Here is a 13,066-nt window from a genome sequence, read left to right as displayed (position 1 = left end):
ATTTTCTCAATACAGAAAAGGTGTAATATTCCATATAATTAACTTAAGAAAGGTGGTGATAAACATGGAATTAGTTACAAGTGATTTAGTAGTATCTCCACAAGGAATGACTGGTCATATTGATCCGGGAAACGGAGGAAGTGGTGATAGAGGTGGTGGCGCTCGTCCTTATCCACCTGAAATAACCCGATAAGCTATTTAGAAAAAAGAAGAATAAATTATTGTTTTTCTATTATTATATTTTGTACTGAAAATTATTTAATGGGAGTTACATGATGAAAAAACCTCTGGGATTCATTCTGTTGCTTTGTTTAATCTTAATTGTAAGTTACCATTTTTTCACCAAAAAAGCCTCCAGCACGGTGGAAATTCCCTATCCTGAAGAAACCTGGGAAATTGCAAAAAAGGATGAATTGATTTTTCCTGAGGACAGGAAACAAGGCCTATTACATGCACTGGAAAAACGACCAGAGATATATACCATGCTTGTCATCAAGGAAGGAAAGGTCGTAGTGGATTACGGACATGGGTTAAATTCTAATGACTCGATTTATTCCGTTAATTCGATAACAAAAAGTGTTGTTTCTATCCTCATGGGAATGGCTATACATAACGGGCATATTGAAGATGTAGATCAGCACATTGAAGATTTCATCCCCGAGATTAAGGATATGGAAAATTACGGAACGCTTAAAACCCTTACCATAAAAGACTTATTGACGATGAGGTCTGGTCTTGAATGGAATCAAGACTTTGAAGTTGCAAGGTTTGGAGAAAGAGATATGATTGATTATGTTTTAACTAAACCATTTGTTCAAGAGCCTGATAAACTATTCACTTATAGCTCAGGAACAGCGGATATTTTAGCCATCATTTTAGAACGAGCAACTGGTCAAGGATTGTTAGAGTATGCAGAAGAAAATCTCTTTAGTCAATTAAAAATAAAGAAATACGAATGGGAAAAACATGGCGAGTACCATAGAGGTGGGAGAGGACTGTATATTACCCCTTATGATTTGGCTAAAATAGGCTACTTAATGTTACACGATGGCATTTGGAAAGAACAAAGACTCTTGCCAGAAGGTTGGGTAGAGGAAAGTACAAAAATTTATTCAAAGCATAGGGGCCCATACACAGACGGATATGGCTACCAATGGTGGGTAGGTAAGTATGCCGGTGGAATGGAATACTTCTTTGGCTATGGTGATAAAGGGCAAAACTTATTTATCATACCTGAAGAGGACTTAGTCGTCGTTTTTACAGCGCGAATTCTTGACAATGATGATAGCATTTACTTTGCACTAATGAGAAACTACTTGATTGACTATATAGAAATAAAGCAGTGAAGAGGTAGAGACGAATGATTGGGCTTTCACTAACAAAATAGTTAAGTCAAATGAAGATATCTTAAGTGCACGAGATGAATGTTTGACAATTATTCAAAACCTTAATCGTAATTTCGAAATGAATGAGCCTAATTTCTAGCTTTCAAAAAGATAAAGATTTGAATGATTTCTCAGGTGGTGAGAGGCAGCTGATATCTATCGCAACAGGAATAGCTAGTACACCAGAAATGTTAATAGTAGATGAATCCTTTTCAAATTTGGATTCCAATAGAATAAATGAGGTCATGGAGACCTTGAAGAGAATTAGCAGCTATATCACTATCATTATTGTTACGCATGATCAAAGTATTATAGAAAAAGCTGATAGAGTCGTAAACCTTTCGGAAGAAACCCTAATGTGCATTTCTTAAATACATGAAACTTCATTTTTTTACAAAATTAACCTTTAATTAGTGAAATAATGGTATAATTATTGAAAAATATGTAAAGGTGTTCTGTATGCATATAGGTGAAGTAATACGACATTACCGAAAAAAACAAGGCTTATCTCAAGAACAACTCTCGAATGGAATAGTATCCATTTCTTATCTTTCCAAAATAGAAAACAACAAGATTTCCGCAGATGATCTAGTAGTGGACTTATTATTACAAAGATTAAACCTCACAAGAGATTCATTACAAAAGTTCGACCATACTTTTTTTCAAGAACAGCTTTATAAGCTTTATGAAAGTGCGATAGCAGGGGATACTTCCCTTTTAAATGAAATATATCATTCCTGTCGTTCTGAAATCGAGAAGGAGGAAAAGCTACAGCATCCAGAGAACATCTTTCATTTTATGATAATAAAACTTAGATACTATTTGTATATGGAGAAAATGGCTGATTGTACAAGAATAGTAAATGACCTAAAGTCTCTTTCTATCAATCTACCATCCAGGTCAGAATATATTTTAGTTAGAACTTTAGCATTGTATCATTACCTTAATCAAAATTATTCACGTTCTATGGCCTTTTTGGAAAAAGCAGAAAACAAGGTAACTTCAAATGCCGTTAAAATCAATAGGAAAGATAGTGCGGATTTGTATTATCAGTTAGCCTTATTAAATAGTAAAACAATGAGGATTTATAAATCGATTTCTTACGCAGAAAATGCCTTGAAAATGTATCAATCCATCTATGACATGGAAAGATCTGCTGAATGCCATATGATACTCGGAATAAATTTCAGAAAATTGAAGGAATTTACCGAAGCAGAAGAATGCTACTACTCCGTTCTATCAATCTGCAAAATAAGCAAAAATGACTATTTAGAAGCAATGACCCTTCAAAATTTAGGAAATGTAAATTCTGACTTAGGGAATTCTAAGAAAGCAATTCAATATTATTTACGTTCATTAGAAAAAAAGAAGGAAGATGATGAGAGAACCTTGCATTCGTATCATTCTCTTGTAATTGAATATTATCACCTAAACGACTATATTTTGACAAAAGAGTGGGCTGAGAAAGGCTTAAAGAAGGCTCTTCAATTCCAAAATAAAGAATATGAAATACATTTCACCATTTATCTTCACCTAATATCTGATGCCGCTATTTTTGAAGAATACATAACAAAGGTAGGCATTCTATTCTTCCAAAACTCAGGAAGAAAAGAATATGTAATCAAATATACAAAAATCTTAGCTATGTATCTATTTTCTAAGAAAAAGTACAAAGCCTCCAGTGAGTATTTAATAAAAACAATAGAACTATCTAAAGACGCTAGCTTGTTAAAATAGGGTTGTTCAACACTATTATCAGACACAAATGAAGTAACTATTTTCTACTCTATTCAAAAAAGCTTAAGCAATAAATGAGGAGTAAAGACTGCAGACATGCAGCTTTCTTTACCCCTCTTTTTCTTACTTCAATCGAGTTTGGACAGTAAAATATCGAATGATTGCAAAGTAAAGAGTCGTTTCTTAGATGTTGCTATTTTAGGTTGGTGGGCAGTTATGGATCTATGAAATGCTGAAGGAAGCATGGCTCTTCCTGTTTGGAAATCTAGCATCAATGTTATTAGGACTGGAGGGTATTTGTATGGAACAACTTGTGACCCCAATTATTTTATCAATCTTAATAGTATTGCTTCTATACAAATTAATAGAAGGGCAACCCAGAAAAAAGGGAGAAAAGTATACGTACTATTTTCTGTTACTAATCTTATTCTTTTCACTAGCTTACATAAGATAACTATGTCTATATAATTCTTATTAAACAAACGTTAGTTAAAATCTGATTTTATGGTTGATATGTAGGTCCTCATTTACATTCGGGAATCCTCAACAATTTTCGCGTGGTATATTAGGAAAGTATTTGTGATGATGAAGTTTAGAAATTTTAGTAGGTAGTGAAAACATGCGGCGTAATAGGGTTTTTGGGGGAACAGGAGGGTACAAGTACAATAAGTAGAACATTTACTGATATAGCTATTTCTAAACAAACGTTCGATCAAGCGGCATTTTTTTGTTGTCAATAAAAGGGTAAATGCCGTTCGACTGCGCTCAACTTATTTCGCGTGGTATAGTTGTATAATTATTTAAGAGTAAACTTCATAGAGGAGATGATATGGAAGTGTCCTTCTTGTTAAAGGTAGCAATAACTATTATTTCATTAACCTTCATTATTGTTACTATACTTGTTTCTAATAAACTATTAACAATGTTAGAAAGAAGAATATCTAAGCAAAGGCTTAGAGGTTATTTATATATCTTCTATCTAATTTTCATGATTACAGCTTCTATAATAGTAGCTAACATTATCCAGTGGACTTTGCTAGAAACAACGTTCTTTTTGAGCCTCTGCTTTTTTATTATCTCCTGGTTTTCAAGTATTTCTTTACAAGCTAGTAAAAATTATAGTGCAACAATTAATAGATTTAACAGTAATGGAAGGGAAGAGTATAACATTAAGTCAACTTTATACAATTGGAAAAGTCCCTATTCGTTGGCTAGTGTTACCTTTCTGTTAGTAAGTTGGGGAGCATCTTTCATAGTATACTTTATATTGTGAATGAATGATTCGCCCAAATGTTTGTCATCAGAATAACTTCACAGTTTTTCTCTTGCAAAAAAAATCAGAACATAATATGATATTCTCAGTAGCACGTGAGTTCGTGCTATGCTTAAATGAAGCTTATATACTCCAAAGGGGAGTAGCTGACAGTTATGTCGACAATACGTGATAGGAATATCACCGGCTTAACTGGCAACGTTGACGTTGTTTGCGAGACCTTTGCCATGATGGTAAAGGGATATATCTTTGAATTTTCAACCTTTACCATGCAGTTGGTAAAGGTTTTTTGTTTTTTTTAAGGAGGGAAGGACCATCTAAACCAAAATTGCAAATACCATTCTAAATGAAAAAATTCAATCATGAAGGAGAAAATTGAAACTAATTGACACGCTTATCTAAGAAGAATTCATTAATCTGGTTAACCTTTATTGTTACGATGAAGTTGTATGCAATATCCATTTTAACCCTGGATCTTCACAACCCACCCAGATCCTTGGCATTGCCATCAACAGCCATTTAAATGAACCTTGGTTTTCAATATGGTCCTAAATAAATTGCAGGATTACCAATGAGGTTTGCTGCCAACTATTTTGTTGCCTTGCTTGAAAATTACACGGAGATAGTGAAATCAGCATTCTTAATGAATCCTCAAAAAAAAGAGACTCCTCACAGAGTCTCTTTTCATTAATATTAAGCTGCTTTTCTTCTATTTACAAAGAATACAACCCCACCAGCCACAACTAGTAATAATCCTATTAATAGAATCGTAAACGTATTTGTTGCTGTATTCGGAAGTTTATTGTCTTTGTCAGCTGGTTTTTTGCCTGGTTTTTCACCAGACTCTTCACCGTCGTCTGACTCTTTACCGTCGCCTGGCTCTTCGCCATCACCTGGTTCTTCGCCGTCACCTGGTTCTTCGCCGTCGCCTGGCTCTTCGCCATCGCCTGGTTCTTCGCCGTCGCCTGGCTCTTCACCGTCGCCTGGCTCTTCACCATCGCCTGGCTCTTCACCATCGCCTGGCTCTTCACCATCGCCTGGCTCTTCGCCATCGCCTGGCTCTTCACCGTCGCCTGGCTCTTCGCTTACATCGATGATTCGACCTTCCACTTCAGTTGGAATGCCGTCGCTTCCAATGCTCACTAAATGACTGCGGAAGTTTTCCCAATCAGATAAGCCTAAATCTGTTACACGGCCTTCTGCATAAGCTTTTGCAAAGACGTCGTATCCGTCTCCACCTTTTGCTGTGAATGCATTAGTAGCGATTGTGTAAGTTTCTTCATCTTTGATTTCCACGTATTGACCATTTTCATCAAGATATTTGATGGACACGATACGTTCGCCTGCAGGTTTCGTAGAATCAAACTCGATCTTTCCACCTGATACATGTAAGAAACCGCCATTTTCACCTGGATATTGACTGATGCTTCTTTCGAATGCTGCTTTTAGCTCTGCACCCGTTAAATCCATCGTTGCTAGTGTGTTAGCAAACGGAAGGACTTTGATAATTTCTCCAACCGTGATTGGACCTTTGTCGATTGCTGCACGGATTCCACCACCATTTTGCAATGCCATGATGACATTCTTACCAGTGAAATCTTTCGCTTTCGCAAGCATGCCGTCAGTAATTAGGTTACCTAGGATTGTTTCGTTTTTACGTACACTTGGCTTTGTGTTGTCGCCATCTGTTCTTGGGTTCTCTAACTCAATTGGAGTTGATACGCCGATTTCTTCATTTGCAACCGCATCAACTTGAGCTTTAAATGGTGCCAATACTTCTACTGCTTCAGGGTCCGCTGTTTTGCTGCTAACTGCAATTAATTGGCCTTCGTTTTCGATTACGACACCATTTTCATCAAATCTAACGTCTAGCAAACCAAGGTTGCTGTTTGCATTTCCAGTTTGTACGATGATCGTTGGAGTGTCATCAGTATCTACCACAACAGGCTTAGACAGTGCGGTATGACTATGTCCACCTACGATTACGTCAATGCCTTCTACTTCTTCTGCAAGTACTAAGTCATTATCAACTGCTGCATTGTCGTCATATCCGATATGAGTCAGTGCAATAATTTTGTTAATGCCTTGAGATTCTAGGTATGCAACTGCTTTTTCTGCTTCTTCCAGATAGTTTTCAAATGTAATGGAGTCTGGGCTTGAGATTTCTGCTGTTTCCTCCGTTGTTAAACCGAAGATACCAACTTTCTCTCCGTTCACTTCTTTGATGATTCCATTATAAATTTCACCATTTTCATAAGCTTCTTCAATGGAGTCATTGAATAGTCCGTCAAATTTCGCATCTTTTGAGAAATCAACGTTTGCACTTACAAATGGGAAATTCGCACCCTTCACAAAGTCAGCCAATGGTTGATGGCCATCTGATGAAGCACCTAAATCAAATTCATGGTTACCGAATGTCATTGCGTCAATGCCCATTAGGTTCATTAATGCAAGCTCAGCTTGACCTTTGAATTCATTGAAATATAGGGTTCCAGTGAATGCATCTCCTGCGTCAAGAAGAAGTGCATTCGGGTTTTCTGCTCTTATTTCTTTTATAGCTGTCACGGTCTTAGGCATGTTTTCTAATGCAGAGTGAGTATCATTTGTATGCATCACCGTTAGATCGAATAGACCTTTTACATCTGTAATACGTCCTTCAAGTTCTGTCGGGATTCCCTCACTGCCAAGACTTGCTAAATGATTGCGGAAGTTTTCCCAATCAGATAGACCTAAATCGGTTACACGGCCTTCTGCATAAGCTTTCGCAAAGACGTCGTATCCATCTCCGCCCTTCGCTGTGAATGCATTCGTTGCGATCGTGTATGTTTCGCCGTTCTTAATTTTCACATATTGACCATTTTGATTTAAATACTTGATGGATCTGATACGTTCTCCAGCAGGTTTGGAAGAATCGAATTCTACTTTCCCTCCGGATACATGTAAGAAACCACCATTTTCCCCTGGATATTGGCTTACGCTTCGTTCGAATGCTTCTTTTAGCTCAGCACCAGTCAACTCCATTGTTGCCAATGTATTAGCAAATGGAAGAACTGTAATGATTTCTCCAACTGTAATTGGACCTTCACTAATTGCCGCACGGATACCGCCACCATTTTGCAGGGCCATGATGACATTCTTACCAGTGAAATCTTTTGCTTTCGTAAGCATTCCGTCGGTAATTAGGTTACCAAGGATTGTTTCATTTCTACGTACACTTGGCTTCGTATTGTCGCCACCTGTACGAGGGTTTTCTAACGTTTTCGATGTCGTCACACCGATTTCTGTATTTGCTACTGCCTCTACATGTGCTTTATAAGGAGCAAGCACTTCTACAGCTTCTGGATCAGCGGCAATTTTGCTTGTGATGGCAATGACTTTACCATCATGTTTTGTAATAACCCCATCCTCATCAAAGTCCACGTTCAACACACCAAGGTTGTTGTTGGAATTACCCGTTTGAACGATGATCGTTGGAGTAGCATCTTTTGCTACAACAACAGGTTTTGTCAGTGTTGTATGGCTGTGTCCGCCTACAATTACGTCAATTCCCTCTACTTTTTCAGCAAGGACTAAATCGTTATCAACTGCGGAATTGTCGTCATATCCGATATGTGTTAAAGCGATAATGCGATTAACACCTTGTGTTTCTAAATAATCAACTGCTTTTTCCGCTTCTTCAAGATAGTTCTGGAATTCGATAGTACCAGGACTGGAGATATCGTGCGTTTCTTCTGTTGTTAAACCGAAGATTCCAACTTTTTCTCCATTTACTTCTTTGATGATACCATCATAAATTTTGCCATTTTCATAGGCGGATTCAATAGAGTCACTATATAATCCGTCAAATTTTGCGTCTTTTGAAAAGTCAATGTTTGCACCTAATAATGGGAAATTTGCTCCCTTAATAAAGTTAACCAATGCTTGATGGCCTTCATCTGAAGCACCTAAGTCAAATTCATGGTTCCCAAGCGTCATTGCGTCAAAGTTCATTAATTTCATCATGGCTAAATCCGCTTCACCTTGGAATTCATTGAAATACAAGGTTCCAGCAAATACATCCCCTGCATGAAGAACGAGGGAATCTGGAGTAACGGCTTTAAGCTCTTTTAGTGCTGTAATCGTTCTTGGCATCAAATCCAATGCAGAGTGCGTATCATTGGTATGAATGATCGTTAGGTCTGGTCCTGTTAAATCCAGTTGAACCAATACAGGATCATGGTCAGATGCCTGGCCTTGGTCTTCCGTAAAGTTCGCATTGATATGAATCATATCAACAGAAGTATAGGACACTAAATTATTTGAAACTAGAACGTGATCTAGAACTTGGTTGTTACCTTGGTAGAAATAAGAGAAACGATCCTTTGTAGGAACTAAATCTACCATATTCGTTAATACTCCGCCTTTAAGTGTTTCAAGTGCTGGTGTGAATTCAAAATCATTCATATCTCCAGCTACAACCACATTCAATGCAGGGTTCTTTGCAAGACCAGCATCAATGAAATTGTTAATTTCTTGTGCTAATTGGAGACGCTCACTTTCAGATCCCAATTCAGGAGGTTGATTTGCTCCCCATAGAGATTGGTCTCCACCTTTTGAATTTAGATGAGCTCCAATTACAACAACACGCTCACCTTGGAATTCAAATTCAGCAGCAATCGGTTTACGTGTATCAGAGAATGCATCAGGATTAATAACACCCGGATTAAGTGTTAAAGCACCTTCTTCAGACCATGCATTCGCTTGAGTTGCTGTACCTTTCGTTGCATCTACTAAAGATACACGGTCAGGGTTGTATAGGTAACCAACACGGATATTTCCGCCTGGTGCACCACCGTTTGAATTGTTTTCTGGTGCAACATCTGTCCATTTATAGTCAGGACCACCAGCAGCTTTGATTGCAGAGATTAAGCGCTCATAGCTCTCGGACGCATCTGTATTACCAGAATTCGTCTGGCCATCATTATCCTGAACCTCAACAAGCGTAATGATATCAGGAGATTTCATATTATCTACAAATGATTTTGCGATTCTTGCTACTTTTGCATCTGGTGTGTTTGCTGGGTTGTTTGAGAAGTTTTCAATATTGTAATTTGCCACCGTTAATTTTTCTTCTGCAGGTGCAATATGAGTCACTTCAGGTTCAATCGTTGATGGAATAACAGTAGGCAAGGTATCCTTATCTGTTACTAGCTGGTAGCCTGCACTTGCGTAAGAAAGGATACCAACGACATCGCCATCAAATTGATCGCCGGATTTAAAGTTGTTTCCAACATTATCAAGCATGATTTTCTCAGGATTGTAATCGTCTTTTGCGATATTTAATCCACCCATAACATTTATTTCGTTATTCGTTGTGCTGCCAACAATAATTGGAACATCACCAGCATATGGCGGTCCAACTACAAGCGCATCAGGGAAGGACAAACGCATATATTCAACAGATTCCCAGAAGTCAATGCCATCCTCATTTGGATCAAATGATTCTAATTTATCGTTATCGATAATTTTGTTTGGCGGAACAATGTCTTTCCCAACTACAAGAGGAGCAGGGAGGTCAGCTGTACCTGTTTTTGTTACTTCTGTGCCAGTAATTTGAGTTTTGGAGAGGTTAGAGCCTCCACCATATTCTTTTACTGTTCCGTTAACAGATACTTTATCTCCAACGGTAACGCCATGATTTTTTAGGTATACTTCAATTGCTTCAGAAGTAGCGCTATCCTCATCGGCATTCTCCACATCCTGCATAACAAAGCTACTTGTACCAAATACATGCGTTACCACACCTGTGATATTTGTTACAGAGGCTCCATCATATTCGGAAACATGACCTTTTCCTTGGATGTCATGGATAAAGATTCCTTCTGTATTCAGGATTTTGTAGGTAAAGCTGAATACGTCGCTCTCCGTACCTTCTGCAATTGCAATCGCTTTAATGGTCGTTTCACCAGTTTCTAGTGCAATTGGTTGAGTGTATTTTGTGCTATCTTTACTTGGAGCGGAACCATCCGTTGTGTAGAAGATTTCAGCACCTTCTGTACCGGATTTCAATTCCACTTTCGTACCCGCTGGAACAACTCCTTGTGCTTGAGTTGCATAAACAGCTGGCTTGTTTACTAAATCATAGCTTTCTAGACCAAGAGTTTTTAAATGATAGACATCATTTTTAATAGACCCAATTCCTGTTAGATGAACTTTATCTCCTTCTTTGTAGTGCTTGATTAGTTCATCGTAATTGGACCCTGTACGATTGTCGTGAATAACGGTAACGCTTTCTCCGCCTTCAAAGACCGCTTGGAACGTAGCAGTTCCATAAGAATCCTTTGTCATGTTAGAGATGGTAACGTTTTCAAATTTTAATAATTCACCTTGTGTACTTTCATCAACTTTTGTCACCACTTGAACAGCAGGAAGCTCATTTCCAGATGAAAGAATTTCTTGTTTCGTTGGTTTAATCTCCAACTCATTAGCATAAGTCACTAATTCACCGGTAAGCTTCACTTTATCTCCCGGTTTTACACTTGCTTTACTGTTATAAACAAACATTCCTGCAGTTGCATCTTGCATGTAAAATGAATCTCCGCCCCACAGGTTTGTATTCGTCGTTGCAATACCTTCAATCGTTACCGTTTTGCCAGCACCTAATTGACGTGCTTCAGCAAGAGTAATGGTTGGATCCACCGGCTCTGGCTCTGGCTCAGGATCGGTAGGCTCTTCAGGAGTTCCAAAGGTATGTTTACCGATATCAGTAAAAATATCTTTCCCTAGGTCAGTCCATTCCGTAGCTTTATCAAACGCATCATCAATGGTGGTATCTCCTGATGCAACATCACTGTTCCTAACAAGAGAAACATCTTTTAGGACATCAGCAACAGAGCCAACTTGGCCAATGGAATCTACCACTTGTCCATTCTTTTTCAGGACAACCTGGTCGTTTCCATTAAAGTTAATAACTAGTTTACTCTCGTCTAGTTTATCAGCAGCAGCAACAAGATCAGCATGTGCATCAGATCGAGAGATAACATATGTATCACCATTTGCAAGCTTTCCTTCTAATGATAATACCTTATCAGTTGTGGTCGTTCCTGTAGTAGCGCTCGAACTATTATTATAATGTTCAAGAGTATAGCCGCTAAGATCGACTTCTGCTCCTGTTCCATTGTAAAGTTCAATTGCTTTGTTAAAAGAACCGCCCTCAATATATTCGGAAATAATGAGATCAGTAGCTACAACACTTGCAGCTTTTACATTCGTATTAGCCACTGGCGCAAATAAACTTGTGATCAAGAAAATCAGCGTGACAATACTTATACTCCTTTGATGTCGCCTTTTCATTCTTTTCCCCCCATTTTGAAAATAATTAACCCGCTTGTGAAATCTTGTTGCCATCATGTTTCTTTCGTGCCTTTAGGGAATATTTGTTAGTTGAAAAAATCAAGCATATATGACTAAATACCTACTTTAGTTACACGCAACAAAGCCTCCCCATCGTTTATCATATAGGCCAATTATGAATCTAGTAATAATTTATTGTAAAAAATAGTAGAATTATCACAATATCAAAAAATGATAATTTTCAAAAATTAATAACTAGACTTCTAACCATACATACAAAAAACGGTGTGACTACACCAACATCGAAAAAAATCTGTATTTCGACTTTATTTAGTATTTTCAAACAAAATTCCCCCTTATTATTATAGTTTGGAAATAAATAAGTGTAAATACAATTTCTGCTTGTAAAACCTTCCTTATCCTTCCTTAGGTGGTACGAGGGGACAGGTCCCTTGTCCCGTTTTGGGGATGGAGTAAGTGGGAAGGGGGGCAGATCTCATAATCTGTTATATATATTCCTATAGTAATATTCAAACAAACGTTGGTTAAAATTTGTTTTTGAGGTTATTGTGTCGGGGCTAAATTGCATTCGGGAATTCTCCACTATTTTCGCGTGGTATATTGGGAAAGTTTTTGTGGGGGCACACGTACAAACAGAAGAAGTTTTTCCTCCATAGCTTTTTTTAAACGAACGTTCGATTAAGCAAGATTTTTTTGTTTTCAATAAAGGGGTGAATGAGGTTCGACTTCGCTCAACTATTTTCGCAGGGTATAGTTGTATAATTTATGTAGGGAAGCGATTCATATTGATTTACTGATGCGGAATCCACCTTAATTAATACCCGATCTCCTTCCATGATGGAGGGCTTAAGTGTTGGTTGGGTAAAGTTCTGATTACTACGAGTTGGTAAATTCAAGACAATCGATTAGGCTGTAATTTTATGACAATCTAATCTAAAAGTATAAATAAACATTTAACGCTAACACAGCGTCTGATTAAAAGGTGGCATAAATAAAAATCGTTCTATCCTTACTTCTTTCCTCTTTACCATTTATAATGTAGAAGTAAGAATGGAGCAGACTTATGAAGGAAAAGGAGGATGTAAAATGCCAGTCGTTCACTTACACATAACAAAAGGTGCGACACGAGCACAAAAAGAACAAATCGTTAGAGAATTTACCGACACTTTACAAAGGACCCTTGGAAAAAAGCCTGAGCATACTCATATGGTGATTCATGAAACAGATGAGGAAAGCTGGGGATTTAGTGGAATGCTAACGGATGAATTTAGAAAGAAAGATAAATAATAGTCGTTATCTTTACTTAGTAATACTACGG

6 protein-coding genes are annotated in these 13,066 nt (G+C 37.7%); 5 read left to right on the top strand and 1 reads right to left on the bottom strand.

Annotated elements, in window-relative coordinates; genetic code table 11:
* The first annotated feature begins 64 nt into the window (after positions 1-64).
* From FIU87_RS21610 to FIU87_RS18855, 4 genes are all read left to right on the top strand, one after another.
* Entirely contained in the window at positions 65-193 is a 129-nt protein-coding gene (locus FIU87_RS21610; protein WP_301538639.1) for a hypothetical protein, read from the top strand.
* Positions 194-272: 79 nt separating this feature from the next.
* On the top strand, positions 273-1,346 hold the full coding sequence (locus FIU87_RS18865) for a serine hydrolase domain-containing protein (RefSeq protein ID WP_152446009.1): 1,074 nt from the start codon (positions 273-275) through the stop codon (positions 1,344-1,346).
* A 122-nt stretch (positions 1,347-1,468) separates the two neighbouring features.
* Positions 1,469-1,756, top strand: coding sequence for an AAA family ATPase (locus tag FIU87_RS18860; RefSeq protein ID WP_152446008.1), 288 nt, complete (start codon positions 1,469-1,471; stop codon positions 1,754-1,756).
* Positions 1,757-1,844: 88 nt separating this feature from the next.
* A complete protein-coding gene (locus FIU87_RS18855; RefSeq protein ID WP_152446007.1) occupies positions 1,845-3,122 on the top strand; it encodes a helix-turn-helix domain-containing protein in 1,278 nt (425 codons plus the stop codon).
* 1,966 nt (positions 3,123-5,088) lie between these two features.
* On the opposite strand, the gene FIU87_RS18850 is transcribed toward FIU87_RS18855, so the two are convergent.
* Positions 5,089-11,727 carry a 5'-nucleotidase C-terminal domain-containing protein gene (locus FIU87_RS18850; RefSeq protein ID WP_172971118.1) on the bottom strand — a complete coding sequence of 2,213 codons (6,639 nt, stop codon included), beginning with the start codon at positions 11,725-11,727 and terminating at the stop codon, positions 5,089-5,091.
* Between the two features lie 1,071 nt (positions 11,728-12,798).
* On the opposite strand from FIU87_RS18850, the gene FIU87_RS18845 reads away from it, so the two are divergent.
* The gene (locus tag FIU87_RS18845; RefSeq protein ID WP_301538638.1) at positions 12,799-13,035 is read left to right on the top strand and encodes a tautomerase family protein; all 237 of its coding nucleotides are present in this window, start codon (positions 12,799-12,801) and stop codon (positions 13,033-13,035) included.
* The last annotated feature ends 31 nt before the right edge of the window (positions 13,036-13,066 follow it).

This window comes from Bacillus sp. THAF10 (assembly GCF_009363695.1).
In the GTDB taxonomy this organism is placed as follows: domain Bacteria; phylum Bacillota; class Bacilli; order Bacillales; family Bacillaceae_I; genus Sutcliffiella_A.
This window is presented reverse-complemented; position numbering and strand designations above follow the sequence as displayed.

What these genes read in the sequence shown, in the direction of transcription:
- FIU87_RS18850 (WP_172971118.1), bottom strand. Translation starts at nt 11,727, where the DNA reads ATGAAAAGGCGACATCAAAGGAGTATAAGTATTGTCACGCTGATTTTC.
- FIU87_RS18865 (WP_152446009.1), top strand. Translation starts at nt 273, where the DNA reads ATGATGAAAAAACCTCTGGGATTCATTCTGTTGCTTTGTTTAATCTTA.
- FIU87_RS18845 (WP_301538638.1), top strand. Translation starts at nt 12,799, where the DNA reads ATGGAGCAGACTTATGAAGGAAAAGGAGGATGTAAAATGCCAGTCGTT.
- FIU87_RS18855 (WP_152446007.1), top strand. Translation starts at nt 1,845, where the DNA reads ATGCATATAGGTGAAGTAATACGACATTACCGAAAAAAACAAGGCTTA.
- FIU87_RS18860 (WP_152446008.1), top strand. Translation starts at nt 1,469, where the DNA reads ATGAGCCTAATTTCTAGCTTTCAAAAAGATAAAGATTTGAATGATTTC.
- FIU87_RS21610 (WP_301538639.1), top strand. Translation starts at nt 65, where the DNA reads ATGGAATTAGTTACAAGTGATTTAGTAGTATCTCCACAAGGAATGACT.